At 66.2% G+C, this 19,965-nt stretch carries 11 protein-coding genes and 1 pseudogene; 5 read left to right on the top strand and 7 right to left on the bottom strand.

The features are described 5' to 3' along the window. Positions 1-29: 29 nt before the first annotated feature. Positions 30-425 (bottom strand): hypothetical protein, encoded by a 396-nt coding sequence (locus BBIA_RS13150; RefSeq protein ID WP_152600517.1) that lies wholly within the window; start codon positions 423-425, stop codon positions 30-32. Between the two features lie 80 nt (positions 426-505). On the opposite strand from BBIA_RS13150, the gene BBIA_RS01680 reads away from it, so the two are divergent. Both BBIA_RS01680 and BBIA_RS01685 read left to right on the top strand, forming a co-directional pair. Next, positions 506-790, top strand: a complete 285-nt coding sequence (locus BBIA_RS01680) for a PH domain-containing protein (RefSeq protein WP_051923642.1) — start codon at positions 506-508, stop codon at positions 788-790. After that, positions 790-2,436: a PH domain-containing protein gene (locus tag BBIA_RS01685; protein WP_033493358.1), complete on the top strand. Its 1,647-nt coding sequence runs from the start codon at positions 790-792 to the stop codon at positions 2,434-2,436. Before BBIA_RS01680 ends, BBIA_RS01685 begins: the two co-directional genes overlap by 1 nt. A gap of 143 nt (positions 2,437-2,579) precedes the next feature. Here BBIA_RS01685 and BBIA_RS01695 read toward each other — a convergent pair whose 3' ends face one another. The 3 genes from BBIA_RS01695 to BBIA_RS01705 all read right to left on the bottom strand — a co-directional run bounded on the left by BBIA_RS01695 (position 2,580) and on the right by BBIA_RS01705 (position 8,303). Then, the gene (locus tag BBIA_RS01695) at positions 2,580-4,286 is read right to left on the bottom strand and encodes an MFS transporter (RefSeq protein ID WP_338010480.1); all 1,707 of its coding nucleotides are present in this window, start codon (positions 4,284-4,286) and stop codon (positions 2,580-2,582) included. Between the two features lie 200 nt (positions 4,287-4,486). Beyond that, positions 4,487-6,889 (bottom strand): alpha-L-arabinofuranosidase C-terminal domain-containing protein, encoded by a 2,403-nt coding sequence (locus BBIA_RS01700; RefSeq protein ID WP_033493356.1) that lies wholly within the window; start codon positions 6,887-6,889, stop codon positions 4,487-4,489. A 49-nt stretch (positions 6,890-6,938) separates the two neighbouring features. Further along, the gene (locus BBIA_RS01705) at positions 6,939-8,303 is read right to left on the bottom strand and encodes an alpha-amylase family protein (protein ID WP_033493355.1); all 1,365 of its coding nucleotides are present in this window, start codon (positions 8,301-8,303) and stop codon (positions 6,939-6,941) included. A gap of 310 nt (positions 8,304-8,613) precedes the next feature. Between BBIA_RS01705 and BBIA_RS15085 the strand changes: the two are divergent. Then, positions 8,614-9,758 (top strand): annotated as a pseudogene (locus tag BBIA_RS15085) (LacI family DNA-binding transcriptional regulator). Between the two features lie 321 nt (positions 9,759-10,079). Here the strand turns inward: BBIA_RS15085 and BBIA_RS01715 are convergent. After that, positions 10,080-12,650 carry an alpha-L-rhamnosidase gene (locus tag BBIA_RS01715; RefSeq protein WP_160268222.1) on the bottom strand — a complete coding sequence of 857 codons (2,571 nt, stop codon included), beginning with the start codon at positions 12,648-12,650 and terminating at the stop codon, positions 10,080-10,082. 349 nt (positions 12,651-12,999) lie between these two features. Between BBIA_RS01715 and BBIA_RS01720 the strand changes: the two genes are divergently transcribed. Continuing rightward, complete coding sequence (locus BBIA_RS01720) at positions 13,000-14,049, top strand: alpha-arabinofuranosidase (protein WP_033493351.1); 1,050 nt, start codon at positions 13,000-13,002, stop codon at positions 14,047-14,049. Between the two features lie 482 nt (positions 14,050-14,531). On the opposite strand, the gene BBIA_RS01725 is transcribed toward BBIA_RS01720, so the two are convergent. Next, positions 14,532-16,121 (bottom strand): type 2 periplasmic-binding domain-containing protein, encoded by a 1,590-nt coding sequence (locus BBIA_RS01725; protein ID WP_051923644.1) that lies wholly within the window; start codon positions 16,119-16,121, stop codon positions 14,532-14,534. 153 nt (positions 16,122-16,274) lie between these two features. Between BBIA_RS01725 and BBIA_RS01730 the strand changes: the two genes are divergently transcribed. Then, a complete protein-coding gene (locus BBIA_RS01730) occupies positions 16,275-17,294 on the top strand; it encodes a LacI family DNA-binding transcriptional regulator (protein WP_051923645.1) in 1,020 nt (339 codons plus the stop codon). A gap of 173 nt (positions 17,295-17,467) precedes the next feature. On the opposite strand, the gene BBIA_RS01735 is transcribed toward BBIA_RS01730, so the two are convergent. Beyond that, positions 17,468-19,663 carry a beta-galactosidase gene (locus BBIA_RS01735; protein ID WP_033493349.1) on the bottom strand — a complete coding sequence of 732 codons (2,196 nt, stop codon included), beginning with the start codon at positions 19,661-19,663 and terminating at the stop codon, positions 17,468-17,470. Positions 19,664-19,965: the final 302 nt, after the last annotated feature.

Genomic DNA, 19,965 nt, shown 5'->3' on the forward strand with positions numbered 1-19,965 from the left:
CCGGATCGTCGCGGCCGCGCCCGCGTCGTCTAGAGTGAAGGCATCTTGGTCGTACGGCAAACCGTGCGCACATCCGAGGAAGGGGAATTCATGGACGACACCGCATCGCCGAAACCAATCATCGACACCGGCACGCCACCGCCAACGACCGCCCCGTCCACAGCATCCGACATCCCGACAACCACGTCTCCGCCCGTCGCCGAACCGGCGGGGACTGCAGCAGCGGCGCCCATACCGATGCCGTCCGAACCGACGACGCCCGAACCGCCGCGGCACGATCCCTCACAGTCCGTCCCGTGGAACCATACGAACGAGTGGCGCAAGCTGCCCGAACGCATGGCCCAGGTGTGGATGATTGGCGAGGCGGTCAGCTGCGCATGCTGGCTTGCGGGATGCGCGGTCGCCGCGGCGATCTGCTGGTTCAACGGCTGGTGGCATTTCTGGCAGCCGCTCGTCATCGGCCTGATCGGAGCGGGCGGCGATCCTCGACCTCGCGTCGCAGCCGTTGCAGACGCGCTACCGCTACGCGTTCAACCGCTTCATGATCGGCGACCGCTACCTGCGCATCCGCGACGGCTGGCTGTTCCGCAAAACCACGACGGTCCCCTATAACCGCGTGCAGCACGTGGACACCGAGCAGGGCCCGATCCTGCGCCGCTTCGGATTGACGACCATCGCCATTCATACCGCCGTCGGCGAGCACAAGATCGAATCGCTCGACACGGCCGAGGCGGAGCGCGTGACGGCGCTTATCGCCGAACGCGTCGCCGCCGCGAAGGAGGACCTGTAATGGGCGGCGCAACGGGCGAAACCACGCGCGCCAGCCAGACCGGACATGACATTCAGGCCCAGCACGCCGGCCGACCCGGCCGGCACGATGACGGCTGGCGCATGCTGCATCCGGCTGCGTTGATCATGGGCGTCGCCAGCTCGGTCAAATCGGCGATCGGCGTCCTCCTCGCCGTCGTCGGCTACCGGATCATCCGAAACGGATGGTCCGACTGGATTTTTGCCGGTGCTGTCGTACTGGCATTGGCGCTGTTCGTCGTACCGGCCGTCACCGAATGGCTGACCACACGCTACCGGCTGGGCGCGGACGCGCTGGAGTTGCGCACGGGCCTGTTCTCGCGCAAACACCGCACGATCGGATACGGCGCGATTCACACGATCGACAGCGCGTCGCCGATGTACCTGCAGCCGTTCGGCGTGACGCGACTGACGGTCACGGCGGCCGGATCGGACGCGAACATTACGCTCGATGCGGTGCCGGCCGCGCTGCAGCTTGAGCTGGAATCGCTGCGCGCGTCCAGCCGCGGCGGCAACGGCCGCGGCGATACGGGCGACGATCCATCGCCGTCCACGGTCCGCACAACGTCCGCAGTCTCCATAACGCAGCCGTCGCAGCACTCCGCAACCAACTCCCAAACCGAAACGCCGGCGGCAATCGACGATCTCCCCGCACGCGACGGCGTCCCCCATTCCGCCGCCGACCTCCCCGACCGTCCGGTCTTCCGTGCGTCCGTGCGCGACATCATCCTGTTCGCCGTCACCAATATCGGCGCGTTCACCGCAGCGCTGGCGATATACGCGTTCTTCGACCGAGTTCGCGACCTGATCCCGCGCGACTGGATGCGTTCGGCCACGCGGTCGGTCGACGCGATCGTCGCGCGCGGAGTCCTGTCGATCGCACTGTTCGCGGCGGCGTGCGTCGTCACGGTCATGGCCGTGAGCGTCGTCGCGGCGATGCTGCGGTTCTACGGGTTCGAAGTGTGGCGTCGCGGCGACGATCTGGTGATCGTGCGCGGCCTGTTCACGCGCCGCACGTCCACGCTGCCGGTCAGCCGCATTCAGACGATCGTGATCCGGCAGTCACTGCTGCGCCGGCCGTTCCGACTGTGCTCGGTCAGTCTCGGCCTGAGCGCGTCGGCGGAGTCCGGAGACGATGATTCGTCCGGCTCCGACGCGTCGGAGATTCTGCCAATCGTCGGCACGCGCCGCGTGACCGCGATCTTGCGCTCGATGCTGCCGGAGTGGGACGTGCGCGACGGTCTGCCGATACGTCGCACCGGCCGCGGCCTGACGCGGTACTACGTGACGATGCCGATCGCGTGCGGACTGCTGGCCGTCGCCGTGACGGTCGGGGTGATGCTGACATACGGCTGGATGGGACGATGGTGGGCGTGGCCGGTGACGGCTATAGTGACGCTGGCGGCCGCACTGTGGACGGCCCGCGGTTGGCTGCGCGCGCGGGTCGAGGGGTATGCGCTGCCGGTCGACGAAACGGCAGCCTCCGCCGACGGAGACGCGGATGGGCGCACGCAAACAAGCGTCTCCCGCTCCCCCGCTCCCCCACCGCATCGTGGCGACCGGCATGCGCGGGCTGACCCGGTACATGATGGTCACCCGCAGGTCGCGCGTGCAGTCCGTGACGCGTGAGTCGGCGCTGTGGCGCGAGCCGCGAGGCGTCGAAACCCTGCGGATGCCGCTGTTCGTCACCAACGACATCGACGAGCTGCGCTTCCGCTTCCTACGCACCGCCGACGCCGATCGGCTGGCGGAATGGGCCTTGGGACAGGGTTCTACCGCCAGCACCGCTCGTAGGGCAGGCCGGTGAGCGATTCGACGACGCGTCGGGTTTCGGGCGTCACGTCGGCCTTGCTGCCGCCGTTGCGCAGACGGGTGATTTCAGCGAGCACGATGCCGTCGGTGCGCTTGTCGATGGTCAGGCGCGAGGAGATGATCCAGCACACGATCATGGCGAACGCGAACCAGCCGAGCAGCACCGCGCCGAGGCCGATGCGGGCCTCCGGAGTCTGAGCGGCGCGCGTCGCGTCGAACCCGACGAACGAGAGTACCGCACCCACCGCGATGGTCGCGATGCCGGAGCACAACTGCCGGAATGAGGATTGAATGCCGGAGAACGTGGCGGAACGGTACCGTCCGGTCACGATCTGGTCCACGTCGGCGATGTACGGGAACACGGCCCACGGCAGGTAACCGCACAGCGATTTGAATGCGAAGAACCACACCGCGCCGGCCACGGCGAACACGGTCCACCACGCGTCCGGCAGGGCAGGCAGGCCCAGCGCGCCCGCACCCGAACCCGTGCCCGTGCCCGAACCCGGAGCCAGCATCCACGCAACAAACAGCCATGCCAGCCCGCTCAGGCATCCCGCGAAGTTGATCGCATACATGCGTCGCGGCCCGAGCCGGGTCATGCCGAGTCCGAACAGCGGCATGAGCGGCAGGGATATCGCGAGGCATCCGAGCAGCAGCGAGGCGAACGCGGCCGTGTGGTTCCAGTTGTAGACCACGAAGAACACGAATGTCTGCCCGAACACGTCCATAGAGACCTGCACGAGCAGGTAGATCGCCAGATGCTTGCGGAACACGGAGACGCGCAGCGTGGTGGCGTATTCGCGCAGCACTTTGAGCGCGCGCCGCCACCAGCCGATCAGCCCGATATGCCCGTCGCGGATCTCGCCGCGCGCGTACGCCCCGAATCCGGCCTCTTCCGGGGTCATTTCCCACGTGAACCGCCATGCGCCGAACACGGCGAGCGCGAACAGCACGGTGGTGGTGATGGTGAACGCCATGTACCCGCCGGGCCGGGTTTCGCCGAACACGGCCAGAACCGCGCTGCCGGCGAGCGGGATGAGCGTGCCCGCACCGGTGGAGATGAACAGGCGCGTGGTGGACAGTTTGGTGCGCCCGTTGAAGTCGGGCGTCATTTCGCCGGGCAGCGGATTGTAGCCGGTGGCGAACGACTGGCCGAGCACGACCCACAGCGCGTAGGTCGCAAAGTACACGCCGACCGGCAGTCCGGGGATCCACAGCAGGATGCCGGTGAGGATGAGCGGCGAGGTGACGAGCAGCATGAGCCGGCGCCGTCCGAACCGCCGGCCGATCGGATAACGGTAGAGGTTGTCGTCGAACACGCCGAACAGAAGCGCGGCGAACGCGCTGATGATGGCGCTCAGGCCGACCACGGTCTGCGCGGTGCCGATGTCCATGCCGCAGAAGCGCGTCCAGAACAGCGTCAGGTAGGTGGCGCAGATGGTGAGCTGTCCGCCACCGTAGAAGTCGCCGACGCCGAAGCCTATGGCCTGACGCATGGTGATTTTGCGCGGCCCCGGCACGGCGACGGCGGCGGCGAGCGCCTTGCTGCCGCCGCTGTCAGTGCCCGTCTTGTCGTTGACGGTCGCGTCGGAGACGTCGGCGCTGGCGTCCGTTGCGGTGTCGATGATTGTGCCGGAGACGTCGGCTGCGTCGGTCGGGGCGGACAACGTTGGTGCTCCTTGGTCGGGTCGGATGCGGTTGGTCGGGTGCGATTGGTCGGGATGTTTGGACGTGACGCTTGGTCGGGGACGCTTTGGCCGAATGCCGGCTTCGGCATGACAAAAGGGAGGCGTGCGCAGCCCGTGCATCGCATGGGCGGGCGCATGCGCTCCCTTCAGTCTAGTCTCGGCGTATGCCGACGAGGATGTCAGCGGATGACGAGCGTGGTGAACGACCAGGCCGGCGCCGTGTACGTGCCGGACGCGAGGTTCGCCTCGTGGGCCGTCGGCTGGGTCGGCGATTCGGCGCCCTTGTCGCCCGCGTACGGATCGTCGCCGGTGAGCACGTTGGCGGTCGCGTTCGCGCGCGCGGTTTCGCTCACGCCGAGCGCGTCGAGCACTTGCGTCAGGTCGACGTCCGCGGCTTCCGGCAGCGCGTTGACGATGCGGATGTAGTCGACGCCGGCGACTTCGTCGCGCGAGACGGACACGGTGCGGCGCGGCTCGTCGGGCACTTCGTGGCCTTCGGCGACGACTTCGCCGTTGATCGTGAGCTTCATCGCCTCGCCGCGGTCGGTCACGTCGACGCGCACGTCCCACACGGTGCCGGGGCGCACGGCGTCCATCGACACTTCGGTGCCGGCGATGTTGTAGCCGGCGCCGTCGCGGATGAGGCCGAGGCCGAAGCCGCGGCCGAGCGACGTGCGGTTGTGGTTCTTGCCTGCGAGGTCGCCGGAGACGATGTTGACGCCCCACATGCCCTCGTGGTAGGTGACCTTGGCGCGGATCGTGTACGCGTCCGCATGGAGGTTCACGCCGAGGTCGATCGGACCGTTGCCGCGGTAGGAGACATCCGGCAAATCGACACGCTGGCCGTCGGCGGTTTCGATCGAGAAGTCGGCGAAGTCGGCGTGCGCGCCGCCGTCGATCTTCACACCGATCGTGTCGGGCAGTTCGCGGCGGAACGTGGTCGTGCCGTCGAGCGCGACCGGCCATGCGGTGTCGGCCGTGGTGGTCGCGTACATCTGCTGCACCCAGTAGCTGTACGGGTGGTAGACGTGCTCGTTGTCGAAGTAGATGAGGTTCGGGTTCCAGCTGTCGTGGCCGTTCTTGCAGAACAGCGGTGCGTAGGACGCCATGTGCACGACGTCGCCGTTCAATTCCATGCGGCCCATGAACGCGGCCTCGGACAGGCCGTTGATGAGGCCGGTGCCCCACGAGCCATATTCGCCGAGGTAGACCTTCGGGCCTTGGCGGTCGGCGTCGTCGTAGTGGTCGAGGTTGTGGAACCACCAGCTCGGCGCCTGGTACGAGTGCTCGTCGACGATCGGCACCTGCGCCTCGCGCGCGTACGCCCAGCCCTGCTCGTAGTCCTGGCCGCTAGGCGCGGGACCGACGGTGCCGACGACGGTGATTTCGGGGTGCGCGGCCTTGACCGCGTCGAAGATCTGCTGGAAACGGCTCTTGAACACGTCGTCGATGAGATCCTCGTTGCCGATGCCGAGGTATTCGAGGCCGAACGGCTCCGGGTGACCCATCGCGGCGCGCTTGGCGGCCCACTTGTTGGTGGCCGGGTCGGCGTTGCAGAAGTCGATGAGGCCGAGCACCTCGTCGATGTAGGCGGGCATGTCCTCCTGCGCGACCGGGACCGGGCCCTGGCTCGTGTTCTGGCAGCTCACGCCGGCGGGCAGCACGGGCAGCGGCTTGGCGCCGATGGTCTCGCACAGGCGGAAGTACTCGTAGAAGCCGATGCGGAACGACTGGTGGTAGCCCCACACGTTGAAGTTGTGCGGGCGGTGTTCCACGTCGCCGATGGTTGTATCCCAGTGGTACATGTTGCTCATGCCGAGGCCGTGCGTGATGCAGCCGCCGGGGAAGCGCATGAAGCGCGGGTGCAGTTCGTCGAGCGCCTTCACCAGGTCCGGACGGAAGTGTTCGAGGCCCTTGTACGTGGTGCGCGGTTCGCACGAGACGAAGTCGACGTCGATGACGCCGGGCTGGTCGAACGCGACGCGCAGCATGCCCTGCGACGCGACGACCGGCTTGCCGTCGGCGGTGCCAGCATCGCCGGCCGTCTCGCCGTCGCCCGCCGGCACGGTCAGTTCGGCGTGCAGCCATGACCAGTCGCCGCCCGCGTACGATGCGGGAGCGGTCAGTTCGGCCGTGGCGAGCGGCTTGCCGTCGTCGCCGACGAGCGCGACGGTCAGCGGCAGTTCGCGGTCGTGCGCGCGCGCCCACACGGTGAAGTCGTACGTTTCGCCGGCACGGAACACCATGCCGTCGAAGCCGATGTTTTCGAGCGCGACCGGACCGCCGTCGACTGAGCCGACCTCGACGACCGCGTAGTGCGGGTTTTCGGTCGCGACCGGCGCGGCTTCGCGCACTCCGAACGCGGCGAATGAGCCGGCGGGCACGATCTTGCGCCACGCGGTGTAGTTGCTCCAGTCGCCCTTGTCAGCGCGGTTGTATTCGAACGCGCCGTTCTGCACGAGCTCGCTGTTCAGGCCGCCGTCGCCCGAATAGCTGATGTCCTCGAAGAAAATGCCCCACAGGTCGGTGCTGACCTTGCGCACGCCCGCTTTGTCGAGCGTCGCGACGAGTTTGTCCGTCATGAAAAGTCTCCCGTTGATTAGCTTGTTAATGAATGTGCCGGATTACCGGTTACTTGCGATCAAGGGCGATCCACAGAGCGCCATGCGCCGGGATCGTGCCGGTGATGACGCGGTCCGCACCTTCGCCTTCGATGCGCACGTCGGCGGGCTTGCCGGGCGCGCCGGCGAACAGGTCGGTGAGCGTCCAGGCGTCGTTGCGCGCGCCGAGGCCGACGATGGACTGCAGCTGGATGTTGCCGCCGATCTCGAAGTCGTCGGAGCCGGTCCAGAACAGGGCCGCGTAGTGGCCGCCGCGGTGCGCGGAGGGCGTGCCGTCGGCCCAGTCGGCCGCGTCGGCGGCCCATACGATGAATTCGCCGCGGTAGGAGTCGTCCTCCCACCAGTGCTTGAAGATGCGTTCGCGTACGGTTTCGCGGTTGTTGGTCGAGCCGGCGAGCACCTCACGCAGCGCCGGATTGGCGAGCAGCGCGATCGTGTCGTCGGTGCTGGTCGGCAGGTCGCCGCCGACCATGAGCGGCGAACGGCCCATGCACCACAGGGCGAGCAGCGTCTTCTGCTCGTCGAGCGCCAGACGGGACTGGCGGTCGTCGCCACGCTCGGCGCGAAGGCCGATGTGGCCGAACGGCACCATGTCGGCGTCGGCCCAGTGGCCGGTCGTCTGGAACGGCGCCCAGCGGGCGAGGCGCGCGAACTGCTGGTAGATGTCCTCCCAGCGGTCCCACAGGTCGTCGGAGATGCGCCACATCTGCGCGTTTTCGCGCAGGAAGTCGACGTACGAGGTCGCCACCCAGCCGCCGGGCGACAGGGACAGATCGATGGAACGGCCGTATTTGGCTTCGGCCTTGGCGATCGCGCGGTGGTAGGCGGCGATTTCGTCGGAGTGGAACGGGGTCTGCATGTCGTCGACCTTGAGGAAGTCGAGCCCCCACGAAGCGAACAGGTCGAGCTGCGCGTCGTACCAGGCCTGCGCGCCCGGATGCTTCTGGTTGAGGCCGTAGTTGTCGGGGTTCCACTTGCACACGTGCTCGAGGTCGGCCACGTCCTTGGCGGTGTATTCGGTGCCGAGCACGGGCAGGTTTTTGTCGACGGCGATGCGCGGGATGCCGCGCATCATGTGCACGCCGAGCTTAAGGCCGAGCTCGTGGACTTTCTCGGCGAGCGGGCCGAAGCCCTTGCCGTCGGCGGCGGACGGGAAGCGCACCGGGTCGGGCAACTGGCGGCCGTATTCGTCGAGGATGAGCGGGGCGTTGCTGTTGTAGCCGTGGGCGCGGGCGGTCGGGTCGTACCAGTCGATGTCGATGACCAGCGTATCCCAGCCGGCGTCCTTGAGGTGTTCGGCCATGAACCGTGCGTTGGCGAGCACCTCATCCTCGTTGACGGTGGTTCCGTAGGAATCCCAGCTGTTCCAGCCCATCGGCGGGCGCCATACTTGGGGAAGATTCGCCATTGTGACCTGCTTTCGTCTGTGTGGTAAATCGCAAGCTAATATGTACCGATACATATTTTATCGGCAAATCTCAATACGACAACCGGCAAACCTTTCGGAGAGTCGCCTGTCATTGCAACGTTCAGCGACACGCAACCACGATTTTACAAGCGGCGATTTTCTGCATACCGTTACATAACTAAGTTGCATAATTGATGACGGTGTAGCCGGCGATGCACGGCAATGGCCCCGGGCACGGGCCGCGGCGACAAGCCGGACGACCGCAAAGGAGACGATCATGGCAAACAGCAAACCGACCCTGCGCGACGTGGCCGCGGCCGCCGGCGTCTCCCCCATGACCGCATCGAACGCGCTGCACGGCAAGGCGGGCGTCAAGGAATCAACGCGCGCCAAGGTCCTCGCCGCGGCCGAACAGCTCGACTACCGCATCAACCTGACCGCCAGCATGCTCAAGTCGGGCCGCAGCAACATCATCCACATCATCGTCAACGAATTCGATTCGCCGTTCTACTCCAAGCTCGTGCAAGCGCTCGCCACGGCGACCACCGAACGGGGGCTCACGCCGTTCGTCGAACAGACCAGCTATTCCCCCACTGCGGCCGAGCGGGCGCTCACCCGCAACCCGTTCTCCGACCAGCTGTTCGACGGCGAAATCATCCACGCCTCCGGACTCGGCACCAACCTGCCGCTCGCCCGCATGAACGCGGGCCGTCCGCTCGTGCTCATCGACGGATGCGAGGAGACGCCCAGCGTGGACACCGTCAACTTCCCCAACGAGGAGGGCGCGCGGGCCGCCGTGCAGCATCTCATCGAACGCGGATGCCGCCGGATCGCGATCGTCGGCGGCGAATTCGTGCCGCGCGCGACGCTCGCGCACGTCGAGCACTCGTACGGCCTGCGCCTGCGTGGCGCGAGCGGCGCGTTGCTCGACGCCGGGCTGGCGTACGACGAGTCGATCATGTTCTACGGGTACAACAGCGACTACGGCATCAAGCTGGTCATGCGATCGGCGACGCGATCCTCGCGTCCCGGGGCGACACGGCCACGAAGGCCGATAAGGCCGGCCATGACGCCGAACCGCCGTCGGCCGCCGATGCGCCGTTTGACGGTGTGTTCTGCGCGAACGACTATGCGGCGTTCGGTGTGATCCGCGGGCTGAAGGACCGCGGGCTGCGCGTGCCGGAGGACGTGAAGGTGATCGGCATCGACGGCACGAGTTTCGGCGCGTATTCGACACCGACGCTGAGCACCATCCAGGTCGATCTCGATCAGCTCGCCCAGTTCGCGCTCGACATGATCACGCGCCGCATCGAACGCGGCAACGTCGACGGCGCCGGCAACGCCACGGACGCCGCATCGGACCAGCCGGTGCGGGCGACCATCGGATACCGTCTGGTCGCCCGCGAATCCACCGAAGCCTGACCGGCCGCTCCGACGAGGAGAACATATGGCCATAACCGCCAACGACGATTGAGATGACCGGCAATGGTCTTTCCTGAAATTGAGCGGTGTTTCTGCCATATTGCACAGGTCAATTCGTAAATTGAGCGACGGCAAACGCACAGCATGCACCTTCAACGACTCCATGAGCAGCCTTCATAGAGCAATTCAGCTCCGCGCAGCGTGCATGCCACCGCTCAATCGGCAAATCGACCCAGCCACCACCAACGAAACACCGCTCAATTGGCGAATTGCCTCATACCGTTGTTGACGCACATCTCGCCGAGACCAGCACGGCTTCGTCTACCGCAACCGTAAACAGTACGTTCCCACCGTGAGCCGCGAACCCGCGGCATACCCATCAGCGTTCACGCCCAGCACTGCGGTCACGCCCTCCGGCACCGCAATATCCAACGAGACGGTGCCGTCCGCGCTCTGTTTCCACGCCGCTTCGACGCGTCCGAACGGTGTCTCGTGCGCGGCCGAGCCGGAGGTCAGGCCGTGCGCGAGCGCGGCGTCAATCCGCGGAGCGACCAGCACTTCGCGCCAGCCGGGCGCGGCGAGCCGCAGGCCTCCGATCGCGTCGTGCATCCACGAGGCCACCGAGCCGAGCGCGTAATGGTTGAACGAGGTCATGTCTCCCGGGTTCACGTTGCCGTCAGGCAGCATCGAATCCCAGCGCTCCCACGTGGTCGTGGCCCCCATGCGCACCTGGTACAGCCACGAGGGGCACTTGTCGGACAGGAACAGCGAGAACGCCTCGTCCGCATGACCGGTCGCGCACAGCGCATCCAGCACGTACGGCGTGCCGGCGAAGCCGGTGCCGACCACGAACCCGCGTTCGTGCACCAGTTCGGCGAGCCGCTCGCCCGCGACCGAGCGCAGCCACGAACCGTTCTCTGCGTCGTCCAGCAGTTCGAGCGCGATGGCGAGCGCGTACGCGCACTGCGTGTCGGAGGTCATGCGTCCGTCGTCGCGGACGAACCGTGCGCGGAATCCGGCGCGGATGTGCGCGGCCAGCCGGTCGTAGTACGCGGCATCGTGCGCGACATCGTGCGCGGCGTCACGCGTAGCGTCATGTCCGCCCGCGGTCCGATCATCGCCGACGATGCGCAGCATGCGCGCGACCAGCGCGGCGGAATGCGCGGCGAACGCGGTGGCGACGAGCGGCTTTTCGGTCATGGCGCGGGCCGCATCGTCGGGCGGGGCGGTCGGGTCGAGCCAGTCGCCGAGCTGGCCGCACCACACGTCGGGCTCGCGGTCCCACACGCCGTCGTCGGACAGCAGCGAGGCCTCCTGGTCTGCCCAGCGGCGAGCCAGCGGCAGGTGCCGGCTCAGCACGTCCGCGTCACCGGTGGCCATGTACATCGCCCACGGCACCATCACCGCGGCGTCGCCCCACAGCGCGACCGCGTCGGGCTTGCCCCAGCCGGGGTACGGGTACGGCACGTAGTACGGCACCGTGCCCCACTTGTCGGTTTCGATGGCCACGTCGTCGAGCCAGCTGTCGAGGAATCCGGTCACGTCGTACAGGTATTCGGCAGTAGGCGCGAACACGGCGATGTCGCCGGTCCAGCCGAAACGTTCGTCGCGCTGCGGGCAGTCGGTGGGTATCGACGCGAAGTTGGACAGCATGGACCAGCGCACGTTCTCGTGCAGCCGGTTGACGCGTTCGTCGGAGCAGGAGAACCAGCCGAGTCGGGTGTGCGCCGAGCTGTATACGCGCGTATGCAGGTCGGCGGCGGTGAGTTCGGCCCCGTCCGGCCAGCCGCCGATGACCGCGTACCGGAAGCCGTGCATGGTGAACCTCGGCTCCCACCATGTCGCAGTGTTCGCGGCGTCGCCGGACTGTCCATGGTCGTCGCGCCCGGCGTCGGCTGCGACGCCGTCGCATTCGCGTCCGGACGCGATATATCTGTCGTGCTGCACGGCGCGGCGCAGCGGGCGCGTGGCGGGCGCGCCGTCGGGGTTGAGTACTTCGACGTGCTGGATGTCGATTTCGTGCCCGGTCGGAACGTTCGGGATGCGCAGAACGACGCGCTGCGTGCAGTTTTGCCCGAAGTCGACGAGCCAGCGGCCGTCGGCGAGCCGACTGATCGCGACGGGCTTGCGTTCGCCGATGCACCGGATCGCGGTGCCGTCTTCTGCCGGATACAGCGTGGTCCGGTCGAAGTCGAGCCGTTCGACCGGCTGCCATGCGCACGCAGGATCGGTCGACGGATCGTCGGCGCCGGAGCTGGTCGATACGTCACGGCCGGCATCGCCGCGTACCGGTCGGAATGGCTCATTGTCGCCGATGCTCCCGTCGGCCTTGTCGGCGTCATCCGGCCATGCCGGCAGCGTTGCTTGCGCGTCGAACGTTTCGCCTTCGTACAGGCCGCTGGACACGATCGGTCCGTATGCCGCGCACCACAGCCCGTCGTCAGCGTTGCTGGCGATGACGATCTCGATCCCGTTTGCGTCGGTGATCTCGAGTTGCGCGATGAGGCCGAGTCGGCTGCCGTAGCAGTCCTGCTCGCCGCCGCCGAAGCCGATGCGGCCGCGGTACCAGCCGTCGCCGAGCCAGAAAACGAGCTCGTTGCGGCCGGCGCGCAGCAGGTCAGTCACGTCGTAGGTCCAGACGGGCAGGCGCGTGCCGTAGACGGTCCAGCCGGGCGTGAGCACGTCGTCACTGGCTTTACGGCCGTTGATGTCAGCCTCGACGAGCCCGTGCGCGCTGACGTGCAGCAGCGCGCGGGTTGGGGCCGCGTTCAGTTCGAGCATTCGGGCGATGACCGGCGGGCGTCGCATGCCAGTGTCGTTGACGACTTCGTTGTCGGGGCCGGCGATCATGTCGGCCGACTGCATCATTGGTGTGGTCTGTATGCTTGTCATCAGTTCACTCCATCGTTGAAGTAACAACGCGGGAACATCCGCGTCGAAAACCTGCATTGCGCGTCATCGTAGCATCATATCGATACATATCAGCAGCCTCATCCGACACTTCGCGCCACCTCCAATCAAGCCGGCAATTCCCAGCAACAGCGCGGCGGTTCCCCTCTCCGCGTGTCGTACATATAATTATGTACCGTTACATATTTGATCGACGCGAGCCATGATTTCGACGACACGAGCGCACCAGACGCCGGCAAAGCGAGCCGACGCCGACGCAACCGCGCCGGACGACACAGCCCGCAGCGATCCGCACCGACCGCATCCCGAAGACAAGGAATCAACGAGGACCATGAGCGAAACGAACACCCCCAAAACCGAAGCGTACCTTTTCGTGCACTTCATCGGCGACGAAAAGACCCCGACCGACGAGCAGCTGTACTTCGCGCTCAGCCGCGACGGCGTCAAGTGGCACGACCTGCGCCCGGCCGGCAAGCCGGCGCTGACCTGGCTCGGCGGCGAGAAGGGCACACGCGACCCGCACATCGTGCGCGACCCGAATGGCGGCTTCCACATCGTCGCCACCGACCTGTCCATCCATTACCGCGGCGGTTGGGGCCCGCACGACGGCGCCACCACGAACGGCTCCACCGGCCTGGTGATCTGGGACTCCCCCGACCTGGTGCACTGGAGCGAGCCGCGTCTCGTGGACGTCGCCTCGAAGATCCCGGGCGCGGGCATGGCGTGGGCGCCGGAGGCCAGCTGGGACCCGGACAAGGAGCAGTGGATCGTGTTCTGGGCCACCAAGACCAACGAGGACGAGGCCGGCAGCCCGCTCAACAACGAGCTCGGCGACCGCACGAACATGTACTACGCGACCAGCAAGGACCTCGTCACGTTCTCCGACCCGGTCAAGTGGATCGACCGCAAGAACGTCGTCATCGACTCGACCATGCTGCGCGACGACGACGGCTGGTGGTACCGCGCGTCCAAGGATTCCGAGATCACGATCGAGCGCACGCGCAACCCGTACGCGAGCACGTACGAGGTGCTGCGCACCGACGACGACCAGCAGTGGTCGTACGTCGGCTCGCTCACCGACATTCTCGGCAACGGCCGCTACTCGTGGCACTATCTCGAGGGCCCGGAGCTGTTCCGCTACAACGACGCCGACGTGAAGACGGTCAACGGCCGCGAGATGAAGTACGGCCTGATGTGCGACCAGTACGCCGAAGCGAAGGGCTATCTGCCGTTCCGTTCGGCCGATCTGTCCAGCCGCGACCCGCAGGACTGGGCCGTCGCCGACGACATCGACTTCGGCGGGCTCAAGAAGCGTCACGGCGCGATCCTGCCGATCACGGCAGCCGAATACGACGCCGTGGAGGCCGCGTTCAAGCTGTGACCGTGACCAATGAGGCCGGGATTGTCGCAACGACAATTCCGGCCTCGGCCATACGCCGACGGCATCACAACCCCGGTGTCCGCACGGTGCAATTGCCGCGCAGATACCGAGGTTGTCACGATTCACAGACTTTTCCCAGCCAACCCGCACGATTCACCATGAATCGTGCGGTTATATAGGAATCACGGCCGAACAAGCCGCATTGCATAACTGAACATCCTTCTTCTTTCTCTCTTCTCCTTTCTTCGCCCGGCGGCTTCTCCCCGCCGGGTTTCTTTTTGCGCGGGAACCGCAGGAACCACGCCGCACGCCGGAGCCTCAGACAGGAGCCACGTGCAGAAACCAAACCGCGAGCCACCCCGAAATAGCAAACGGCCGCGAACCCCGAGGAAAGGAAGGGAGTTCGCGGCCGTTTCAGGTCAGTCGGCGATCGGCAGGCGCCGGATCAACCGGATCGTCTACCGGACCACCGGTGCGGAATTTCACTTGGCGCTGTCGTACAGCTTCTGGTAGATCTCGATGTTCTGATCGATGTTCAGCGTCTTGAGCTGCTTCTGGAAGTCGTTCCAGGAGGCGTCGGTCAGGCCGCCGTCCTTGATCCACTTGGCGATGATCGGCATCGCGTAGGTGAAGATCGAGGTGTTGTTGTTGGAGACGGTGTTGGAGTCGTCGTCGCCGAGGGTCAGGTACTGCGGCATGTAGTCCTTGGAGGACTTGGGCTGGTACTTCTGGTAGACCGGCCAATCCTTGTTGGAGGCGTCGATGTCCGGCACGCCGGTAATCTTCAGGCCCGGACGCAGCCAGGCGAGGCCACGATCAGCGAGTGCAACCTGGATGGACGAGTCGGCGGAGGCTTCCGGCTTGACGGTGTAGTCGTTGTCGCCGTTCTTGACGACGTACTTGTCAAAGTCGCCGAAGTAGGACTGGATGCTCACGTCAGGATCGAGCCATTCGTTGATGATCTTGAAGACCTGGTCCTTGTACGGGGAGTCGGCCTTGACCGCGGCGCCGTTGTAGACGTCAGCAACGCTCGGCTCCCACGTGGGGGTGGCGCCCGGAGCGGCCGGGGCCGGCATGGAGACGTACTGGTCCTTGAGGTTGCCGAAGGCGTTGGTGTTCCAGCCGAAGGCGACGCCGACCTGCGCGGTCTTGCCGTCGCCGGTCCATTCGGCGTTGTACTTGTCGTCAGCCTTGGTCAGCGCGTCAGCCGGGATGAGGCCCTTGCTCATGAGCTCGTGCAGGTATTCGGTGACCTCGCGGAAGTTCTTGGTCTGCAGGAAGTTGCCGACCTTGCCGTCCTTGACGTAGATGCCCTGGCCGCCGACGCTGGACATCTGCGTGGAGATGCCGGTGGAGTTGAGCAGCAGGTACGGATCCCACCAGCCGAAGCCGTTCGGGTTGAGCGCGCGGATGGTGAACGGGATCTCGTCGGCCTTGCCGTTGCCGTTCGGATCCTTAGTCTTGAAGGCTTCGAGCACGTTCTCGAGCTCGGCCCACGTGGTCGGCACCTTGAGGCCGAGCTTGTCGAGCCAAGTCTTGTTGATCATCATGGACTGGCCGTTGACGTTGACCTTCATGCGGGAGGAGGCGTCGGACGGGATCTGGTAGAGGTGCCCCTGCGAGTCGGTCGCGAAGTCCTTGGCGTCCTTGTCCTCTTCGAGGTACTTCTTGGCGTTCGGCATCTTGTCGAGATCGTCGGAGAGGTCCTCGAACAGGCCCTGGTTCTTGGAGAAGTCGGTCTTGCCGAAGCCCCACACGGTCAGGTCCGGCACGTCGCCGGCAGCCAGCGAGGCGTTCTTCTGCTGGTCCCAGGCGGTGCCGTCGACCTGCTGCCACTTGATGGAGCAGTCGCAGGCGGCCTCGAGCTTCTTCCACCACGTCATGGTGTTCATCTTGCGGGTGGCGGAGTTGGTGATGACCATGACCTTGACCACCGGCTTGCCGTTGGCGTCGGTCTCGCCCTTGCTGGTGTTGCCGCAGCCGGCGAGCACCATGGCCAGCGCCGACACGCCCGCGACGGCGGCGAGCATGCGCTTGCCGTTGCGTCCTGCGTTCTTAAATGAAACGCTCATCGTTGAACCTCTTTGCCTTCGTTCCTCAAGGGTCGGTTCACGCCGGCCCGGTCGTTTCCTAATCGATTAACTTAATCGATTAGTTTTAATATAGAATGATGAGGTAAGCTTGTCAAATCAATTCGTCGACAAGCGTGTGCATAAGGAGTTGTGATGAGTGCCACCATCGCCGACATCGCCAAGGCCACGGGCTATTCGACGGCGACCGTCTCGTACGCGCTGCGCGGCAATCCGCAGGTCAAGCCGGAAACCGCGGCGAAAGTGCGCGAGGCGGCCGCGCGTCTCCACTATCAGGGCAACGCGTCCGCGCGCAGCCTGCGACTCGGCCGCAGCAACGTCATCGCCGTGGCCGTGCACGACCTCGCCCTGCCGTTCTCCGCCGAACTCGCGCACGCGATCTCGGTCGCGCTCGCGCCGCGCGGCTATCAGGTCTTCGCCCAGCAGACGCTGTTCACCGGCAGCAACGAGGAGACCGTGCTGCGCGAGCTCGACCACCAGTTCTGCGACGGCACCATCTTCTGCTCCGGCGAACTCAAGCCCGAACAGATGAAGAAAATCACCGGGTCCAAGCCGCTCGTCATCCTCGACCCCAGCCAGCCGACCGACCTGTACGACAGCGTGTACACGCCCGGTCACGACGGCGCGTATGACGTGGTCAGCCACTTGCTGCGCACCGGCTGCCGCCACATCGTCGCGATGGGCGTCGCGTACCAGCCATACGAACGCGTCCGCAACCTGATCGACGTGAGCAACTCGCGACTGGCCGGCTGCATGGACGCCTGCCGCGACGCCGGCGTCGCGTTCGGTCCGGACAATACGGCCGTCCCCGCGCAATGGACGGTCGAAGGCGCGTACGACGCGACGATGCGCCTGCTGGACGAGGGCCGCAAGTTCGACGCCGTGTACTGCCTGTCCGACACGGTGGCGATCGGCGTAATGCACGCGCTGCACGACCGCGGCATCGCGATCCCCGACGACGTGGCCGTGGCCGGGTTCGACGGCATCGAGGCCGGACGGTCGGCGTTCCCGCCGCTGACGACCACCGCCGTGGACTTCGACCGGCTCGCCGCAACGCTCGCGGACCTGCTGCTGCGCCGCATCGAAACGCCCGACGCGCCGATCGAAACCCGCACCGCCGACTTCACGCTCGAAGTGCGCGGTTCCACGCACTGATCCACACGCGACTCCACACGCTCATCGCCAAACCACGCGTCAGACCCGTCCACCACCGCCATACAGGACGCCCGTGCGAGCATACAGCCGTTTCAACCCCATGAAACGACCGTATGCCCGCAAACAATGCGACATCCGCACATACATACAGCCGAGTGGCCCAGCCAGCCCGGTCAGTAGTGGATCGGATTGACCTCCTCCGGCACCCGGTCGAACGCGACCCGCTCCCCCGCCGCCACGCGGTAGACCGCCTCATGGCAGTCGCGCATCGCCGCGGCCATTTCCGGATACTCCTGCATGCACACGTCCACGAGCCCGATCTGGTAGTTCTCGCCGTCGAAACGGCCGATCGCGCTCTGATCGTTGTACTGGAAGTAGTGCGCGCCCACGAAATACGGGCTGCGCGCGGCCTGCTCCACGTAGTAGCGGTAGGCGACGCCGCGTTCGGTCTGCGTGGTCACGCCGCGGATGCCGTGCGCGGTAAGCCCGCGGTCGAGCGCGCCATGATGGAATTCGCCGACCATAACCGGCATGTCGAGCATGCGCCCGACCTGTTCGACCTGATCGTACGCGGTGCGCTGGTAGCTGTTGATCGAGAACACGTCGTAGCAGTCGGCCCCGGCCAGCAGGCTTTTGTCGGTGATGTACGCGTAGCGCATGCCAAGGTTGAGATGATGCGGGTCGACGCGTCGCAGCGCTTCGGCCGGCACGCGCACGTAGCGGTCGATCATCATCGTTGAGAACGTGTGCAGATCGTCGGCGGAACCCGGCCACGCACTCGCCGCGCGGAACCGCGGTTCGGCCGTGATCTCGTCGAACGAGCCGAACTCCGCGCCCCAGTGTCCGTTCAGCGTGGCGATGCTGTCCGAATACCGCTCGCGCAGCCAGTCGACGAACCGGCGCTTGGACGCGAGATCGGCTGGGTTGGCGAGCATCTCCTCGGCGATGTTGAGGTCATAGACGAACGCCCAGTTCGGCTCGTTGCGCATGAAGTAGCCGATCATGTTCGGATCGTCCTTCCACGCCTCGAGCCCGGCCGCGTAGCGTGCGGCCTGACGCTCGTATTCCGGGTCGAACACGTCCGGGAAGTCGCGGAAGACCATGTGCGGCGTGCTCGGGAAGCCGACGCCGGCAAGCTCCTCGACCGGCAGCACGTACGGCAGGCCGGCCTCGCGGATGAACGCGCGGTCGGACCAGTTGCCGATCGTGTTCACACCCCAGTCGAGCAGGTGCCTGCGCGTGATGCGCGCCCACGCCGCACGCCAGCCGTTCTCGCCGAACGCGGCGCGCAGGTTGGCCTTGCCGTAGTCGTAGAACGCGGTGACGCCGCCGCAGCCGCGCGCGTCCGCACGCCAGCTGAACGACGGATCGGTCGGGTCGACGACGGGCTCGCTGCGGCGGCGACCGGCGTAAACGTCGGTTGCGGCCGGCTTGGCCGAGTCGTGCGACGCGCCGTCTGCCGACGATGCCTTGGCCGCGTCGATCGCATGATCCAGCAGTCCGGCGACGTGCGCGTCCAGCCACGGACGGACCGGGTCGACGCGCGCGCCGACGCCGGGGCCGATGCAGTCGACGCCGGTGGAAACGAACGCGTTGCCGTCCGGGTCGACCAGCCAGAACCGGCCGGGCCTGCCGTCCGAGCCGGCGGGTTCGCGTTCGACGCGGAACCAGCCGGTGGCCTTGAACCGCTTGCCGGTCCAGCCGCCGAAACGGCCCCAGCCATCCAGCGTGTAAACGGGATCGCCGGCGGGCACGCCGGACGTTTCGGACTTGCCGGACGCATCGTCGCCGGCCATCTTGCGCAGCACGGCGTCGCAGGCGGCGCGGTCGGCGACCTTGCCGGGCCATTGCTTGGGCAGCCACTGGCCGAGTTCGTCGACGAGCGGCTGAGGCTGAATGTCGATCTCGGGCATCTGGTCAAGCAGTTCGCACGGCCACAGGCGCACGCTGCGGTCGGGCAGGCTCGGCGTGGCGGAGAGCACGATTTCGGCGATGTCCGTGCGGCGGATGCGTTTGCCGAAGATGGTCATCTTGAGGCGGCCAAGCGTGCGCGGGGCGAACAGCGTTTCGCCGTCGAGCCATGTAAGGTCGAACGGCACGGGCACCTTGACGCCGGGCAGCAGGCCAAAGACGGCGCGCAGCGTCGGGTCGTCGCCGCGCTCGCGCTGGCCGGCCTCGTAGAAGGCGAGCTGGAGGCAGACGGAATGCTCGTCGAGGCTTTGCGCGACGACCGTCAGGCAGGCGGCGTGCTCAAGCGCGCGTGCGGCCTCCGGTTGTGTTTCGCGGTTGAAAATGGTCAGATCGATCCCTTCGGCGGGATACGTCACATCAACGGGACCTTCTTGTCCCGACTGGCAGAGCAGTTGCATTGCGGAACCCCTTTCCACTCTCGACTATATCGTTACACATATTGATTTTCAAAGGATTTGCCGCTCTTTGGCACTGGAAAACGAGCTGGATCCCCTCACCGTGCAGCATCCGCAGTGTCCGCAGGAATCCATGCCACCATCCATTCGCCACCGCCCGGCGTCATCCTGGCGTCATCCAGTTAATGTACCGCGTATGTCCACAATGAGTCTGACGAATACGAGTTGCATCTGACCGAAAGATCAGTCGTGGGCATAGACGGGACCATACCGGCGTTCCGCATCAGTCTTGTCGACAGGGAACC

The sequence above is a fragment of the Bifidobacterium biavatii DSM 23969 genome (assembly GCF_000741165.1).
GTDB classification, from domain to species: Bacteria; Actinomycetota; Actinomycetes; order Actinomycetales; family Bifidobacteriaceae; genus Bifidobacterium; species Bifidobacterium biavatii.

What these genes read in the sequence shown, in the direction of transcription:
- BBIA_RS01725 (WP_051923644.1), bottom strand. Translation starts at nt 16,121, where the DNA reads ATGAGCGTTTCATTTAAGAACGCAGGACGCAACGGCAAGCGCATGCTC.
- BBIA_RS01685 (WP_033493358.1), top strand. Translation starts at nt 790, where the DNA reads ATGGGCGGCGCAACGGGCGAAACCACGCGCGCCAGCCAGACCGGACAT.
- BBIA_RS01730 (WP_051923645.1), top strand. Translation starts at nt 16,275, where the DNA reads ATGAGTGCCACCATCGCCGACATCGCCAAGGCCACGGGCTATTCGACG.
- BBIA_RS01700 (WP_033493356.1), bottom strand. Translation starts at nt 6,889, where the DNA reads ATGACGGACAAACTCGTCGCGACGCTCGACAAAGCGGGCGTGCGCAAG.
- BBIA_RS01720 (WP_033493351.1), top strand. Translation starts at nt 13,000, where the DNA reads ATGAGCGAAACGAACACCCCCAAAACCGAAGCGTACCTTTTCGTGCAC.
- BBIA_RS01715 (WP_160268222.1), bottom strand. Translation starts at nt 12,650, where the DNA reads ATGACAAGCATACAGACCACACCAATGATGCAGTCGGCCGACATGATC.
- BBIA_RS01705 (WP_033493355.1), bottom strand. Translation starts at nt 8,303, where the DNA reads ATGGGCTGGAACAGCTGGGATTCCTACGGAACCACCGTCAACGAGGAT.
- BBIA_RS01735 (WP_033493349.1), bottom strand. Translation starts at nt 19,663, where the DNA reads ATGCAACTGCTCTGCCAGTCGGGACAAGAAGGTCCCGTTGATGTGACG.